Raw genomic sequence first — 15,804 nt, 5'->3', positions numbered from 1 at the left:
CTTGCCTATCGCGTTAACAATGCCCGGAAACCAGGTCCAGAGCCTGCTCCAGGGTAAAGGCCCCCTCATAGAGGGACTTGCCCAGAATGGCGCTGTCCACACCCCGATCGGACAACCCGGCGATGTCCCTGAGGTCATTGAGGCTGGAGATGCCCCCGGAAGCGGTTACCTTGGCCGGGGTCCGACTGGACACCTCACCCAGCAGGTCCAGGTTGGGGCCGGTCATCATCCCGTCCCGGGCCACGTCGGTGACCACGTACCGACCGCATCCATCATCGTCCAGTCGTTTCATGGTCTCGAAGAGATCCCCGCCCTTGCTGGTCCAGCCTCGGGCGGCCAGGGTGTGCCCACGCACATCCAGACCTACACAGACCCTTTCCCCGTAACGACTCAGGACCCGACTGGTCCAGTCCGGGTTCTCCAGGGCGGCCGTGCCGATGTTGACCCGGGCCGCACCGGCTTCCAGGGCGGCCTCCAGGCTGGCATCGTCTCGGATTCCACCACTGAGCTCCACCTTGACCCGGTCTCCCAGCTCGTTGACCAGGGAGGCCAACTTGTCACGGTTGTCTCCAGTACCGAAAGCCGCATCCAGATCTACCAGGTGGAGCCACTCGGCACCCTGATCCACCCAGGCCTTGGCGGCATCGGCGGGTTCCCCATAGACCTTCTCGGAACCGGAGACACCCTGCCTGAGGCGGACCGCCTTCCCGTCGCGGACATCAACTGCTGGTAAGAGTGTCAGCATCTCATTCACCTTTCTCGGGTGCAGGGGTGGAATTCCCCGATAGGGTCCGCACCCAGTTGGTCAGCAATCGCGCACCCGCCATGGCCGACTTCTCGGGATGGAACTGGGTGGCGCTCAAGGGGCCGCACTCATAGGCCGCCACGAACCTGCTACGCCCGTAACCGGCCCATGTGACCAGCGGGGCGGGAGCATTTCCGGACGGCTCCATCCGCTCACCGTCCTTCCGGTCCCGGCCGGACACGGGGACCAGCAATGACAGGTCAGGGCCCGCTTCCCCTCCATCACCGTCCCCTTGCGCAGCCATGGCCGCGTAGGAGTGGACGAAGTAGAAGCGCTGGTCCTCGACCCCGGCCATGAGTCTCGAGCCTTGGGGCACCTGCACCTCGTCCCACCCCATATGGGGCACCACATCGGCATCCAACTTCGTTACCCGTCCGGGAATCAGCCCCAGACCGGGCTCATCATGACCATCCTCGTCCCCGGCCTGAAACATGACCTGGAGACCCACGCAGACACCGAGAACCGGCAGACCCAGGGCGATACGGTCGTGGATTATGCGGTCTCCGCCAACGGCGCGCAGCCCCGCCATGCAGGCTCCATATGCCCCCACACCGGGGATGACAAGGCCATCGGCGCTCATGGCCAGGTCCGTATCGGCGCTGAGCTCCGCATCGATCCCAAGCTGGGAGAAGGCATGCACCATGGACCGTACGTTGCCGAACCCGTAGTCAAGCACCTGTATCCTGGTCATGTTCCTCCTTGCAAGGTCCTCTGCCCGATGTCTATTCGACGCGACCCTTCCGAGCCGATCCCCCGGCCCCGAACCTGGTGTGCGCGGCGATGATGCCCATGGCCTTCTCGCGGTTGTACTCCCCCGAGTCGAAGATGGTGGCCCCTTCCTCACGCAACCTGTCCACTGTGGTGGTCCCGATCATCAGATCCTCCACAAAGTCGGCGGTGGAGGCGAAGAGCATGGGGGGCGCGAAGGTCTGGCCCGACTGCCCGTTGATCCAGAGGGTCGATTCAAGCTTGTCGGCCCGGTTGACCGCCAGGATGGCACTAAGCCCCGAGACGACGGTGGTCAGGTCGCGGATGGCCGCTTCGGGTCCATCCCCATCCAGGTTTCTCAGAACCGCCACGGCACCCTCACGGGCCTGTATGCACCAGGCCGAGATATCGGAGATCTGGCAGAACGCCGCCAGAAGCTCGGCCGAGGCCAGACGGGTCACCATGACGGCGGCCTTGGCCCGGTTGCCAATCAGCCCTTCAAGCTCCTGATCGAAGTCGGCAACACCATCAAGGTTCCCGTTCTGCTCCATAGGCTGTTCGCCGGTCGGCCCGGTTTCATCACCGGCCTCGGCTTCCGTGCCGGATTCGGAATCCATATCCGACTCAAATCGTGAGTCTTCCTTGGAATCGTCATCGGTGTTCCGATCGGTCCGATCCCGGCCCTCACCGAACTCGGCCTCAAAGCCGGCCAAGGCCCGCTCGATCTCCTCGTCACTCAGATGGTGGCCGAAATCGGGCAGACCATCGTCCTTCCGGTCCTTGTCCTCATTCCCGTCCGCACTCATAGCGATCCCTTGGTACTGGGAATGCCGTCCACCCTGGGATCCGGCTCCACGGCGAAGCGCAAGGCCCGGGCCAGGGCCTTGAACTCAGCCTCGGCGATATGGTGCGGGTCCCTTCCGGCCAAGAGGGTCAGGTGAAGGCAGATTCCCGCATGCATGGCGATGGATTCCATGACGTGCCTGACCAGGGAGCCCGTGAAGTGCCCGCCAATCATGGCATACTCGAACCCTTCCGGTTCTCCGGTGCAGACCGCATATGGCCTGCCGGATATGTCGACCACAGCTCGGGCCAGGGCCTCATCCAGGGGCACGGTGGCATCAGCGAACCGTTTGATGCCACGCTTGTCACCCAGGGCCTGGGCCAGCGCCTCACCGAAGACGATTGCCACATCCTCGACGGTGTGATGAACATCAATCGGGGTGTCCCCGCTGGCCTTGATGGTCAGGTCGATCAGGGAATGCCTGCCCAGGGCCGTCATCATGTGGTCGTAGAAAGGCACCGAGGTGTCGATATTGGTCGCCCCGGTACCATCCAGGTCCAGACTCAGACTCACCTTGGATTCACTGGTCTGGCGTGTGATGGTGGCTGTTCTGCCTGCCATTGCTGCTCCTCTGCTCTTGCCGCACACCGTTCTGCACCGCGGGCCATCGACCACTGTCGGTCCACACTGTGGGTTCGCGCACGGCCTCTAGACCACCAGCATAGCCGTGCCGCTGGTCCGTATACCCCTAGAACCGCTTCAGGACATCGACCAGGGTTCCGCGGAACCGTTCCATCTCCGCATCGGTGCCCATGCATACCCTCAGGTAGCCTTCAGGGCCTACGGCCCTGATCAGCACGCCGGCCTCTTTCATGGCCCCGAAGATGGCATTTCGGTCAGGGAAGATACCGAAGAGTATGAAGTTGGATGCCGACGGAACCACAGTCAGTGGTTGACCGTGGTACTCCTGCTCCGACAACCATCCGGCGGTCTTCCGGCGGGTCTCACGAAGCTTGCCCACACGAGCCAGCTGGAGGTCGGTGTGCTCCAGGGCGGCCAGGGCGGCGACCTGGGTGAGGGCGCTCAGGTGGTAGGGCATCCGGACGATGCGGACCGCGTCGATTATTCCCCGTGATGCTGCAAGGTAGCCGACCCTGGCACCGGCGAAGGCAAAGGCCTTGGACATGGTTCGGCTGACCGCCAGATGGTCGTATCGCCCAATCAGGCTGACCGCCGAGGGGGTGCCGGGGTCACGGAACTCGATGTATGCCTCATCTACGACCACAATGGGACGGGCCGACTGGTCCGCACCCGATACATGGACTTGTGAGCAGACCTCAAGAAGCCGGGTCAGTTCCTCCATGGGCAGAGGCGTTCCCGTGGGGTTGTTGGGGCTGGTCACCAGGACCATGGCGGGCCCAAGGGCCTTGATTCGCTCGATCGTCGTTTCCATGTCCAGGCTGAAATCAGGAAGACGGTGAGCCAGTTCCCAGTCCGTAAAGGTATCCCTGGCATACTCGGGGTACATGGAGTAGGTCGGATCGCAACCCAGCACGGTCCTGCCCGGCCCGCCAAAAGCCTGGAAGAGCTGAAGCATGATCTCATTGGACCCGTTGGCCGCCCATACCTGGTCGGGTTCCAAGGCAGCCTGGGACTCCTCCTTCAGGTAGGCGGCAAGGGCCTTTCGAAGACCCTCGTGCTCCCTGTCGGGATACCGGTTGAGCCCAGGGGCCTCCTCCCCCACACGTCGGCAGATGGCCTCGACCACCTCCGGGTCCAGCGGGTAGGGGTTCTCATTGACATTCAGGCAGACCGGAACATCCAGCTGGGGGGCACCGTAAGGCTCCTCTCCCACCAGATCCGTGCGGAGGGGAAGATCGGCAGGTATGGCACTCACCGCAAGCCGGCCTTCTCTTCGTTGGATTCCAGGTCGGCCTTGTCGTACGGGTCGTCCAGGAACCGGCTCAGGATGCACTCGCCGTGGGCGGGCAGGTCCTCGGAGACGGCAAAATCGTTGATCTTGGCTGCGATGGGCTTGAGTCCCTCCCGGTCATACTCTATGACCTCAACAGGCTTCATGAAGGTGTGTACGCCCAGGGCCACGTCGAACCTGGCTGTGCCGCCGGTGGGCAGGACGTGGTTGGATCCGGACATGTAGTCCCCCAAGGGCACCGGGGAGTATGGGCCACGGAAGATGGCGCCGGCGTTCCGAATCCGGTCGATGACGGCATCCGGGTCGGCCGTCTGGATCTCCAAGTGCTCGGCGGCATAGGCGTTGGCCACATCAATCGACTGGTCGATTCCATCGGTCAGGATGATTCCCGACTGGTTGCCACTCAGCGATGTACGCACCCGGTCAGCGTGCTCGGTTCGCGGCACCCTGCGCTCCAGAGCCTCCTGAACGCCCTGTGCCAGGTCCTGGCTGTCGGTGACGAGGACCGAACCGGCCAGCTCATCATGTTCCGCCTGCCCGATCAGGTCCGCCGCAACCCAGTCGGGATTGGCCTCCCCATCAGCCAAAATGGCTATTTCCGTAGGCCCAGCCACGGCATCGATTCCCACCATGCCTGAGACCATCTGCTTGGCTGTGGCCACGAAGATGTTACCCGGGCCGGTGATCTTATCGACCGGATCGCAGAGGATCTCCCCGTCTTGAGGCTCCGATCCCCTGGCTCCGTATGCGAACATGGCCACGGCCTGGGCACCGCCCACGGCATAGACCTCATCCACCCCCAGGATGGCGCAGGTGGCCAGGATGATCGCCGCCGGCAGGCCACGGGGGTCATCGGAAGCAGGCGGGGTGGCCACGGCCAGGGAATCGACGCCTGCCACCTGGGCGGGCACCGCATTCATGATGACCGAGGAGGGGTAGAGAGCCTTGCCCCCAGGTACGTAAAGACCGACGCGCTCGACGGGAATCCATCGCTCGCTGACACGGGCACCGGGGGCCAGGTCAGTGGCCATGGGCTCGGGCACCTGGGCGGCGCAGACCTTGCGGATGCGGGTGACGGATTCCTCTATGGCCGCCCTGACCTTGGGATCCAGTCCCTCAAGGGCCTCCTGCATGGCAGCAGCCGGCACCCTCAAATCATGGGGACGCACATGGTCGAACCGCTCCTCCAGATCACGAAGGGCCGCAGCCCCACGCTCACGCACCTGGTCCAGTATGGGCTGCACCTGACTGCTTGCCTCCCGAGTACCCATATCGGCCCTGGGCATGGCGGCGAGGAGCTGGGCGCGGGACATGGTCTTCCCGCGCAGATCCATGGTTCTCATCATGAGTTTTGACATACCTCGATGGTAGTGAACTTTTGTGTCGCCGAGGCCAGGCGTTCACCTCCATCCCAAATGGTGAGACGGTTCCGCAGGCGTCCTAGGCCGAGGGAAGGCAGGAGGGCCCGAAGACCGATTTGATCTCAGCCAGCATCGAGGTGTCGTGGGTGGTCCTGAAGCCGTCCCCGAAGGTCAGCATGCGCACGTTCCCCCGCTCATCGGTCACAGCCAGCCTGACCTGGCAGTACCCTGGATGGGTCTTCAGAATCTGCGCCAGCCGCTCCATTCGCCCGCGGTCCAGGGCCGTCCTGGGCAGGGTGATGGTCAGAGGCCGTTCATCGGCCGACTCCAGCATGGGCACCTCCATGTCGGTGACCCGCAGGCTGGATTCCTCATCACGCAACTCCACCAGTCCCCGCACCCGGATCACCGAGTCCAGGGAGAGGTCGTCGGCATTGGCGTCGTATACCTTCCCGAAGAACATGCACTGTATGGAGGATTCCAAATCCTCGATGGTGACAATGGCCCAGGGGTTCCCCTTCTTGGAGACCCTCCTGTCGACGGCCGTGACCAGTCCTGCCAGGGTGACGGTCTGGTTGCCCATGGTGTTCGCCCGGTTCAGCAGCTGGGCGATCGACATATCGCGCATACCCGCCAGAACCGAGGTCATACCGCTCAGCGGGTGGTCGGATACATAGAGGCCCAGCATCTGGCGTTCGAAGTTGAGCTTGGTGGACTTCTCCCACTCCTCGATGTCGGGAATGGTCACCTGGGCATCACCGAGGGCATCCGACTCGTTCCCCCCGTCGTCATCGGCCTCCGCGAAGAGGTCGAACTGCCCCTCGGCCTGCTTGCGCTTGATAGGCATGACCTGGTCGATGGCTTCGTCATGCACCTGGAAGAGGGCCCGCCTGTTGGGGTCGATCCCGTCGAAGGCACCACCCTTGATCAGGGATTCCACAGTGCGCTTGTTGAGGACGTCCATGGGCACCCGCTTGACGAAGTCCATGAAGTTGACGAACCTGCCCCGGGGACCTGACCGCTCGTCGATGATCGCCTGGACCGCCTTGGAACCCACGTTGCGGATGGCCGCCAGACCGAAGCGGACCACGTCGCCGACTGCGGAATAAGCGGCCACGGACTCGTTGATGTCCGGAGGCAGGATCTGGATCCCCATACGCCGTGCCTCGCCCAGATAGAGGGCCGTCTTGTCCTTGTTGGTCCGTTCGTTCTCCAGGAGGGCCGCCATGAACTCCACCGGATAGTGGGTCTTCAGGTAGGCGGTCCAGTATGCGATCAGGGCGTAGGCGGCGGAGTGGGCCTTGTTGAAGGCGTACCCGGAGAAGGGGACCAGAACGTCCCAGACGGCCTGGGCGGCCTCCCGGGAGTATCCGTGCTCCTTCATGCCCTCGAAGAAGGGCACCTGCTCCTTGGCCAGGACCTCGGGCTTCTTCTTGCCCATGGCTCGACGGAGCACATCAGCCTTGCCCAGGGAGTATCCGGCCAGGATTCGCGCGGCCGACTGAACCTGCTCCTGATAGACGATCAGACCGTAGGTCTCGTCCAGGACCGCCTTGAGGGGTTCGGCCACCTCGGGATGGATGGGTTCTATCTTTTGCTGGCCGTTCTTGCGCTTGGCGTAGTTGATGTGGGAGTTCATATCCATGGGCCCCGGCCGGTACAGGGCGATCAGGGCGGATATGTCGTTGAAGTTATCGGGCTTGAGCATCCTCAGGAGGGACCTCATCCCGTCACCATCGAGCTGGAAAACGCCCAGGGTATCACCCCTGGATAGGAGTTCATAGGTTTCCTTGTCGTCCAGGGGAACCTTCTCGATGCTGATTGGCTCCTTCCCGTTGCGCTCGATGTTGGTTATGGAATCCCTGATGACGGTAAGGTTGGAAAGCCCCAGGAAGTCCATCTTGACCAGTCCGAGGGTCTCGCAGGTGTGGTACTCGAAGGTGGTCGTGACCGTGCCGTCGTTGCGCTCCATCAGGGGGGAGGTGTCGGTGATGGGGTTGGATGCCATGATGGTGGCGCAGGCGTGCACACCGGTCTGGCGTATGATCCCCTCGATGCCCTTGGCCTCCTCAGTGATTCGTTTCACGTCCGGATTGGAATCGTAGAGGTCACGGAACTCCTTGGCCTCGGGGAACCGCTTGGAACCGGGATCGAATATCTCCTTGAGGCTCATGTCCTTGCCGTTGGCGGAGGGAGGCAGGGCCTTGGTCACCTGGTCACCCATGGAGTACTCGTAGTCCATGATCCTGGCAGAGTCCTTCAGGGCCTGCTTGGTCTTGATGGTGCCGTAGGTCACGCACTGGGCGACCTTGTCGGACCCGTACTTCTCGCCCACATACTCCAGGACCTTGGCCCTGCCTTCGGGGTCGAAATCCACATCGATATCAGGCAGGGACACACGCTCGGGGTTGAGGAAACGCTCGAAGATCAGTCCGTGCTTCAGAGGGTCCAACTCGGTGATGCCCATGGCGTAGGCCACCATGGAACCTGCTGCGGAACCACGGCCCGGACCCACCATGATGCCATGCTGCTTGGCCCAGTTGATGTAGTCGGAGACCACCAGGAAGTAGCCAGTGAACTGCATCTGGCAAATCACACCGCACTCGTAGTCGGCCTGATGGGACACCTCTTCGGGCACCCCGTCCGGATAGCGGTTCTTCAGTCCCTCATCGACCTTCTTCAGGAAGAGGGAGGTCTCATCCCATCCCTCCGGGCAGTCGAAGCGGGGCATGAAGGCCCCGTCCTCATGGTCGTCGAACATGATGTTGCAGCGCTCGGCGATCTCAAGAGTGTTGTCGCAGGCTTCAGGGAACTCCTTGAATATCTGCCGCATCTCCTCGGACGAACGGATGTAGTAGCCGGAACCGTCGAACTTGAATCGACCGGGGTCCGTAAGGCGCGAACCGGAGTTGATGCAGAGCAGGGCATCCTGTGCCGAGGCATCCTCTTCCCTCACATAATGGGAGTCGTTGGTGGCCACCAGAGGGGCATCCAACCGCTTGGCGATCTCCAGAAGATCCTTGGTCACGCGGCGCTCGATATCCAGCCCGTGGTCCATCAACTCGATGTAGTAGTTCTCCTTGCCGAATATGTCCTGGAACTCCCCGGCAGCCCGGAGGGCCTCGTCGAACTGCCCCAGACGCAGCCTGGTCTGAACGATGCCCGACGGGCAACCGGTTGTTGCTATGACGCCCTTGTGGTAGGTGGAAAGGAGGTCCTTGTCCATTCGTGGCCACTTGCCCACCAGACCCTCCAGATTGGCTAGTGAGGAGGCCTTGATCAGGTTGACCAGACCCTCGTCATCACTGGCCCAGAGGGTCATGTGGGTGATGAAACCACCACCGGAGACATCATCCGAACGCTGCTCCTCGGTGCCCCAACGAACCCTGGTCTTGTCCTGCCGGGCCGTTTCGGGGGTCACGTAGGCTTCGATGCCGATGATGGGCTTGACACCCGCGTCCACGGCGGTCCGCCACATCTCGTAGGCACCGTGCATATTGCCATGGTCCGTGATGGCCACTGCCGGCTGGCCCTGCGCCTTGACCTCAGAGACCAGGTCGGGGATCTTCGAGGCCCCGTCCAGAGTGGAGTAATGGGTGTGGGTGTGCAGGTGAACGAAGTTCGACTGGGAAGAGGACATACGTTCTAATCTAGCGTCCACCCCGACCGAATCGCCGAAGTCAGCTGCATGCGTATCACTGACTGCCGGGAAGGCCGGTCATTCATCGCGCTTCTGACGCTCCTCGCGCTCCATGTCCAAGGCCTTGCGCAGGTCCGCCGGGTATGAGGAAACCACCTTGGTCCAAATGTGGGTACGTGGGTGCCTGAATTCCAGGCGCATGGCGTGGAGCCACTGCCTGGTCAGGCCAAGCCGATCAGCCAGTTCAGGATTGGCCCCATACATGTGGTCCCCCACAAGGGGGTGCCCGATTGAGGAGAAGTGAACACGAATCTGGTGGGTGCGGCCGGTCTCCAGGTTGACGCTGGCCAGTGTCGTGGAGCCGAATCGCTCCATCACGTCCCAGTGGGTTATGGCCTCCTTGCCAGCCGGGGTGACCGTGAAGCGGAAGTCCGATACCTTGGCCCGACCTATCGGCGCCTCGATTGTGGCCCTGTCCTGGACGAGATTACCCTGGACCAGGGCGTGGTAGATCTTGACCACCTCATGGTCGGCGAACTGCCGTCGCATTTCCTTGTAGGCCAGGTCTGACTTACAGACCAGCATCAGGCCACTGGTGCCCGCATCCAGGCGCGAGACGATGCCCTGGCGCCCCTGGGCACCCATGGAGGTGATGTGCGTCCCCCGCTGCAGGAGACTGCCCAGAACGGTAGGTCCGGTCCATCCGACCGAGGGATGGGCGGCCACCCCGACCGGCTTGTCTACAACGATTACGTCCTCGTCCTCGTAGACCACCGGCATATCATCAGCCACCGGTTCCACCTCATCGACGAGGTCCGGCTGATCCAGTTCAATCAGATCACCACTGAGTAGGGTGGAGGATTTGGTCACCGTCCGGTCCAGGACTCGCACCCGGCCGTCTGCGATAAGCTCGGACGCTTTGGCACGTGACATGCCCAGCATCTTGGATAGGGCCATGTCCAAGCGTTTGCCCACCAGGGCATCAGGAGCAGGCAGGAGCTTGGTCACTGTTCCTCTCCCCCGTGTCCCTCTTCGATCTCCTGAAAATCGGGGGTCTTCTCCGTCTTTCCGGTGGAAACAAACCGAACATCGGCCAGAATAAGGAGCACCACGACCACTCCGGCCACGGTCAGATAGATATCGGCAACGTTGCCGACCGACCAGCCATAATCCAGAAAATCCACCACTTTGCCGTTCAGGAAGCCATCGGCATAGGCCACACGGTCAATCAGGTTCCCTGCTGCCCCCGAAAAGGCCAGGGAGAGGACCATGGTCCAGGCCATGGAGGTCGTCTTCAGGGCCAAGGCCACGATGATCAGGCAGGCCCCGACGGCAATCAGTGAAATGACCCAGGTAGCCCCGGACCCCAGGCCCAGGGAGGCACCCGGATTACGCAGAAGTCGCAGGGAAACCAAGGACCCCAGGAACGGATGCACTGCACCGTCTCCCAGAACGATCTGGGCCAGGGCCTTGCTCACCTGATCCAGACCGATGGCAACAGCGGCCAGGCATACGAAGACGGCCACGCGTTGGCGCAGCCGTCTCGGTTCCTGTTGTGAAGAGTTCACAGTCGGGTGCTCAGTGGTTGTCCCTGGCGTTGTCCTCCATGGACTGGAAGTTGCTGGTATCCGAAATCTGGTTGACCAGCTGGTTGAGGAACTCGGTCAGCTTGCTGCGGTAACCGGCCTCGAACTGCTTGAGTCCCTGGATGTTGTCCTCAAGAACCTTGGACTGCTCGACCAGCTTGCTCTTGACCTCGGTGGCGTAACGATCGGCACCGTCGCGGGTGTTCTTGTCGTACTCCTGTGCCCTGGTCTGCACCTGGGTCTCGTACTCGTCGGCCTGGTCGTGCTGGTTCTTGGAGTAGGCATCGGCATCCGAACGGGTCTTGACCGAGTACTCGTCGGCCTGGGTACGCACGCGCTCCGAGTAGCCATCAGCCTCGGAACGCACCCGCTTGGAGTACTCTTCGACCTCGGTGTGGGTGCGCTTGGAATAGTCCTCGGCCTTCTTGACGATCTCGTCGTGCTGGGCCTTCCCATCGGCCACCAGCTGTGCGGCGTTGGCCTTGCCCTTATCGACATACTGATCGTGCAGCTGCATGGCCAGGGTGAGCATGGCGGTCGCACGGCCTGCCTCGCTTCCGGCCTCGGCACCTGCGCCTGCAATCTTGCGAAGGCTGCCGGTCTCGGTCGAAGGCTCGACCTTGGAGACCTGCTCGCGCAGCTGTTCCTCGCGCTTCTTGGACTCTTCCAGCTGCTTGTTGAGCTGCTCGATCTTGGAGAGCTGCCCCTGCCCGGCCTGCTGTGCCTGGGTCGCCTGCTGACGTGCGGCATTCGCGTTCTGCTGTGCTGCATTCAGCTCGGACTTGGCCTTGTTGAGCTCGTTGGACAGGTTCTGGGACTGTCGACGGGCCTCGTCGCGTTCCTTCTGAACCGCATTGAGCTGGTTCGTCAGGGTCTGGGCGTTGTTGCCGTTGGCAGCCTGGGCGGTCAGCTGATCGATCTGGGAATTCAGCTGCTCGACCTGACGACGAAGCTGCTCGTTCTGCCCGCTCAGCGTCTTGACCTGCCCCTCAGCCTCAGCCAGCTGACGGGTGGCCTGGGTGGCGGCCGCGGAAGCCTGGTTGTTCTGCCCGGCAGCCTGGCTCTTGCTCTTCAGGTCGCGGTTCTCGGCCTGGAGGGACTCCACCTGGGCGCTCAGGTCGGAGATCTTGGAGTTCAGTGAGGCCACGTCAGTACCCAAGGACTGAGTCGAAGCCGTCCTGCCTTGAATGGCCTGCCTGCCCAGGGCCTCGACAGTCTCGGTCACTTCGTCCAGGAAGTCATCGACCTCATCGATGTCGTAACCGCTCTTGAGCCTAACTATATTGAAGTTATGCTCCCGGATGTCTTTGGGCGTCAAAAGAGCCATTTGATTCTCCACCTCGCTTCAGGCCAACCAGCCCGATTGTTTTTCTCTTATTGAATGCTAGCACGGAGCGTGCCAATTCGCTCCGTCTTGCCTTCTTACTCAAATCAGAATCTGTATCACAATGAGGATGAAATACAGGACCATAAAGGAGACATCCAGCTGGATTCGACCCATGGGCAGGGGCGGTATGTAGCGCCTGAGCCAGCGCAGGGGCGGCTCGGTCAGAGCATAGATGACCCGTATCAGGGATGAGACGACACCCCTTGGGTACCACCGCGGCATCAGGATCATGGCCCAATCCACTATCATCCTGATGAAAAGAACGAACAGGTATGCGTCGATAAGGACGTTGATCAGATAACGGAGCAGGGGAATAACAATCATGTGGTGAGACTCCGGAAGTAGTCCATATTAAGGAACCCCGCCCTGGCAGGGGCGGGGTCAGACGCAATCACTGAGCAAAGAGGCCTTTGGCGGAGGATGAGGACTTGACCTCTTCCACCTTGATATTGACCTGTGCAGGACTGAGCAGGAAGACCCTGGGGGTCACCCGTTCGATGGATCCGCGAACGCCGAAAACCACACCTGCGGAGAAGTCAACGATTCTGTAGGCCACGGACTCGGAGACACCGGTCAGGTTGAGGACCACGGGGACCCCGTCACGAAGTGCCCTGCCAACCATCTGGGCATCCTCGTAGGACTTGGGGTGAATGGTGGTGATGCGGTTGATGTGGCTCTGGAATGGGGTGGACTCCCCCTCCTGGCCGGCTGCTGATGACTGGGCCGCCATGGGTGTCACCGAGTGATCGGTGTCGAAGCCGTCACCGGTTTCTTCCTCATCCATGATTTCATCCTCTTCGTCCACAACGTCGGTCATCCCCAGGAAGGACATCGCGTTCTTCACCAAACCTGCCATCTTTGCTCCTTATTGCATCACCGAAGGAAATCGGGAATATCAAGATACCCCGGGTCGGCTGAGTTTCCATCATCCTCGGTCGTCGGGGGAACCACCTCATGTTCGGAAGTCTGGTCGGATTGTCCCTGTTCCTGCTGCGTGTCCGCAGCTTCCTGAAGCGGGGCGGCGGAAGGGGACGGGGTGGTTGCGCGCACCTGCTGCACGCCGGCCGACTGGGCTTCTTCCTCATCCTTCTTGGCGTTGGGGTCGAACCCGGCGGCGATCACGGTGACCCGGACCTCGTCGCCGTACGCATCGTCCAGGGCCAGACCCCAGATGATCTGCGCCTCGGGGTGGATTGCATCCTGGACCAGCTGGGCGGCGGCCGATGCCTCCTGCATGGTCAGGTCGGTGGGACCGGCAACGTTGATCAGGGCACCATGGGCACCTTCGATGCTCTCCTCCAGCAAGGGGGAGCTGATGGCGATCTCGGCGGCCTGGGTGGCCCTGTCCTCGCCACGGGCGGCACCGATTCCGAAGAGGGCCGTGCCGGCATCCTTGAGGATGGCGGTCACATCGGAGAAGTCGACGTGGATGTAGGAGTTCATCGTAATCAGGTCGGTGATGCCCTGGACACCGGCCAGGAGGGCGGTATCGGCGGTCTTGAAGGCGTCCATCACCGAGACCGTGCGATCGGAAAGATCAAGCAGGCGGTCGTTGGGGATGACAATCAGCGCATCGACTTCCTTACGGAGGTTTTCGATGCCGGACTCGGCCGAGGCGGAACGCCGCGGGCCTTCGAAGGTAAAGGGCCTGGTGACCACAGCGATGGTCAGTGCGCCCTGCTGTCGTGCCGCCCTGGCCACCAGGGGACCTGCACCCGTGCCTGTGCCGCCACCCTCACCGGCGGTGACGAACACCATATCGGCTCCCTTGAGAACCTCTTCGATGTCGGACTGGTGGTCCTGTGCCGCCTTGGCCCCCTTCTCGGGATCGGCACCTGCACCCAGACCTCGGCTGTTGCTGTCGGAAAGGGATATCTTCACATCGGCATCGGACCGGAGAAGATCCTTGGCATCCGTATTGATGGCCACAAACTCGACGTTCTGCAGGCCTTCGGCGATCATCCTATTGACCGCGTTACCGCCTGCGCCGCCAACACCGACGACCTTGATGTTGGTCTTGTCATTGAAATTGTCAGTCTGGGCAATCTCGCTCACAGTATGCTCCCGTCACTCACCTTACGCTTAACTCTAGCGCAGACCGTATACGCCAACACGCATTTGCCCATAGGCGCCCGCCCATGAGGCACCCATCCGCGGTGCTCGTGGCCTGCACGGAACTCCCGTACACGACCCGGACCCAACCAGATAGGAACCCCATGCTGTCTCTGTCGCATATTCTAAACCACAACCGGGTACTTTGGATACGGCAATTCACAACCCCACACGATATGAGCCCACCTGACAGGTCAGGATTCCCCTGTTTTCCATTGATTCACCCTTACTTACTGAAGGTGAGGGAGGCAACGGCTGACGAATCAGTTCCCCACACCTGGGCAAACCCAGACTCAGTACTCGGCATCCATGGGGTCGTTGCCGAAAAGCGCATGGCGCTCCTCGGAGGTGGTGGTTCTTGAATCAAGCCAGCCGTACGGCAGCCGAACCTTCTTGGCATACCTCACCCGGCCCCTGGGCTTGTCGGCCACACCTGCCGGATAGGGCATTTCCTGGTCCAGACCGGCGATGCACCCGTCCAGCTGATCCAGCGTCTCGCACGACATGAAGGCGCGGCGGGTCGCTCCCCCTACCGCGAACCCTTTGAGGTACCAGGCCACGTGTTTGCGCATGTCATGCACGGCCATCATCTCGTCACCATCGTAGAAGTCCACCAGGAGCCGGGCGTGACGGGCGATAATCCGCCCCACATGGCCCAGGTCGGGTTCCTCGCGCACGGCAGACCCCTGTAGGGCATGGCGGATATCGGCGAAGATCCAGGGTCTGCCCTGGCAGCCGCGGCCGATGGCCACACCTGCGCATCCGGTCTGCCTAACCATTTCCATGGCATCTTCGGCGGTCCATATATCCCCGTTGCCGAAAACAGGGATGCTCAGGGCCTGGACCAGCTGCGAGATGCGGTCCCAGTCGGAGTGCCCACCGTAGTACTCCGCCGTTGTTCGGGCATGGAGGGTGACGGCGGCACACCCCTCCTCCTGGGCGATATGCCCCGCCTCCATGTAGGTGAGATGATCCTGGTCGATACCCACCCTGATCTTCGCGGTGACGGGGATACCGGCAGGTTCGCAGACAGAGACCACCCGATGAACCAGGTCCTGGAAGAGGTCCGTCTTCCAGGGCAGGGCCGAGCCACCTCCATGACGGGTCACCTTGGGCACCGGGCAACCGAAGTTCATGTCGATATGGTCGGCCCACCCCTGCTCGACGACCATCCGCGTAGCCTGCTCCATGATTTGGGGGTCAACCCCATAGAGCTGGAGGGAACGCACCTTTTCCTCGGGTGCGAACCGGCAAAGACGGAAGGCCTTGGGATTGCGCGCCACAAGGGCCCGGGCCGTCACCATTTCAGCCACATAAAGACCGTCGGGACCGAATTCGCGGCAGAGCAGGCGGAAGGGCCAGTTGGTGACCCCCGCCATGGGTGAGAGCATGACCGGAGTGGGGATGCGTATGGGGCCCAGATCCAGGGGCTTGACCTTGACGGGTTCTCCTGACCGCTGCGATGCCTCGTCTGCAGATGTCACAGTT

Annotated in this window: 14 protein-coding genes; all 14 read right to left on the bottom strand. The window is 61.9% G+C overall.

From position 1 onward, the window contains the following. Positions 1-13: 13 nt before the first annotated feature. Positions 14-745 carry a bifunctional 1-(5-phosphoribosyl)-5-((5-phosphoribosylamino)methylideneamino)imidazole-4-carboxamide isomerase/phosphoribosylanthranilate isomerase PriA gene (gene priA / locus BINDI_RS02055; RefSeq protein ID WP_033489825.1) on the bottom strand — a complete coding sequence of 244 codons (732 nt, stop codon included), beginning with the start codon at positions 743-745 and terminating at the stop codon, positions 14-16. A gap of 1 nt (position 746) precedes the next feature. After that, positions 747-1,496 carry an imidazole glycerol phosphate synthase subunit HisH gene (gene hisH, locus BINDI_RS02050; protein ID WP_033489824.1) on the bottom strand — a complete coding sequence of 250 codons (750 nt, stop codon included), beginning with the start codon at positions 1,494-1,496 and terminating at the stop codon, positions 747-749. A gap of 31 nt (positions 1,497-1,527) precedes the next feature. After that, on the bottom strand, positions 1,528-2,319 hold the full coding sequence (locus BINDI_RS02045; RefSeq protein WP_148301960.1) for a hypothetical protein: 792 nt from the start codon (positions 2,317-2,319) through the stop codon (positions 1,528-1,530). After that, positions 2,316-2,918: an imidazoleglycerol-phosphate dehydratase HisB gene (hisB, locus tag BINDI_RS02040; RefSeq protein WP_033489823.1), complete on the bottom strand. Its 603-nt coding sequence runs from the start codon at positions 2,916-2,918 to the stop codon at positions 2,316-2,318. Before hisB ends, BINDI_RS02045 begins: the two co-directional genes overlap by 4 nt. Positions 2,919-3,045: 127 nt before the next feature. Further along, the gene (locus BINDI_RS02035; protein ID WP_033489822.1) at positions 3,046-4,194 is read right to left on the bottom strand and encodes a histidinol-phosphate transaminase; all 1,149 of its coding nucleotides are present in this window, start codon (positions 4,192-4,194) and stop codon (positions 3,046-3,048) included. Then, complete coding sequence (gene hisD, locus BINDI_RS02030; protein ID WP_033489821.1) at positions 4,191-5,588, bottom strand: histidinol dehydrogenase; 1,398 nt, start codon at positions 5,586-5,588, stop codon at positions 4,191-4,193. Before hisD ends, BINDI_RS02035 begins: the two co-directional genes overlap by 4 nt. Positions 5,589-5,670: 82 nt before the next feature. Then, positions 5,671-9,231 (bottom strand): DNA polymerase III subunit alpha, encoded by a 3,561-nt coding sequence (gene dnaE / locus BINDI_RS02025; protein WP_033489820.1) that lies wholly within the window; start codon positions 9,229-9,231, stop codon positions 5,671-5,673. A gap of 78 nt (positions 9,232-9,309) precedes the next feature. Further along, positions 9,310-10,239, bottom strand: coding sequence for an RluA family pseudouridine synthase (locus BINDI_RS02020; protein WP_033489819.1), 930 nt, complete (start codon positions 10,237-10,239; stop codon positions 9,310-9,312). Further along, complete coding sequence (locus BINDI_RS02015) at positions 10,236-10,799, bottom strand: signal peptidase II (RefSeq protein WP_237742959.1); 564 nt, start codon at positions 10,797-10,799, stop codon at positions 10,236-10,238. The genes BINDI_RS02020 and BINDI_RS02015 overlap by 4 nt, the downstream gene beginning before the upstream one ends. A gap of 10 nt (positions 10,800-10,809) precedes the next feature. Further along, on the bottom strand, positions 10,810-12,144 hold the full coding sequence (locus BINDI_RS02010) for a DivIVA domain-containing protein (protein ID WP_033489817.1): 1,335 nt from the start codon (positions 12,142-12,144) through the stop codon (positions 10,810-10,812). 99 nt (positions 12,145-12,243) lie between these two features. Further along, positions 12,244-12,528 (bottom strand): YggT family protein, encoded by a 285-nt coding sequence (locus BINDI_RS02005; protein WP_033489816.1) that lies wholly within the window; start codon positions 12,526-12,528, stop codon positions 12,244-12,246. Positions 12,529-12,595: 67 nt separating this feature from the next. Continuing rightward, on the bottom strand, positions 12,596-13,060 hold the full coding sequence (locus tag BINDI_RS02000; protein WP_033489815.1) for a cell division protein SepF: 465 nt from the start codon (positions 13,058-13,060) through the stop codon (positions 12,596-12,598). A gap of 17 nt (positions 13,061-13,077) precedes the next feature. Further along, entirely contained in the window at positions 13,078-14,259 is a 1,182-nt protein-coding gene (ftsZ, locus tag BINDI_RS01995; RefSeq protein WP_033489814.1) for a cell division protein FtsZ, read from the bottom strand. Between the two features lie 350 nt (positions 14,260-14,609). Then, positions 14,610-15,800, bottom strand: a complete 1,191-nt coding sequence (gene dusB / locus BINDI_RS01990) for a tRNA dihydrouridine synthase DusB (protein ID WP_269147297.1) — start codon at positions 15,798-15,800, stop codon at positions 14,610-14,612. Between the last annotated feature and the right edge of the window lie 4 nt (positions 15,801-15,804).

Origin of the sequence: Bifidobacterium [indicum] DSM 20214 = LMG 11587 (genome assembly GCF_000706765.1) — a bacterium.
GTDB lineage: Bacteria > Actinomycetota > Actinomycetes > Actinomycetales > Bifidobacteriaceae > Bombiscardovia > Bombiscardovia coryneformis.
Note: the sequence above shows the minus strand (reverse complement) of the source record. Positions and strands in the feature narration are given on the sequence as shown.

Coding starts and splice junctions, on each gene's coding strand:
- priA (WP_033489825.1), bottom strand. CDS start 745: ATGCTGACACTCTTACCAGCAGTTGATGTCCGCGACGGGAAGGCGGTC.
- hisH (WP_033489824.1), bottom strand. CDS start 1,496: ATGACCAGGATACAGGTGCTTGACTACGGGTTCGGCAACGTACGGTCC.
- BINDI_RS02045 (WP_148301960.1), bottom strand. CDS start 2,319: ATGAGTGCGGACGGGAATGAGGACAAGGACCGGAAGGACGATGGTCTG.
- hisB (WP_033489823.1), bottom strand. CDS start 2,918: ATGGCAGGCAGAACAGCCACCATCACACGCCAGACCAGTGAATCCAAG.
- hisD (WP_033489821.1), bottom strand. CDS start 5,588: ATGTCAAAACTCATGATGAGAACCATGGATCTGCGCGGGAAGACCATG.
- dnaE (WP_033489820.1), bottom strand. CDS start 9,231: ATGTCCTCTTCCCAGTCGAACTTCGTTCACCTGCACACCCACACCCAT.
- BINDI_RS02010 (WP_033489817.1), bottom strand. CDS start 12,144: ATGGCTCTTTTGACGCCCAAAGACATCCGGGAGCATAACTTCAATATA.
- BINDI_RS02005 (WP_033489816.1), bottom strand. CDS start 12,528: ATGATTGTTATTCCCCTGCTCCGTTATCTGATCAACGTCCTTATCGAC.
- BINDI_RS02000 (WP_033489815.1), bottom strand. CDS start 13,060: ATGGCAGGTTTGGTGAAGAACGCGATGTCCTTCCTGGGGATGACCGAC.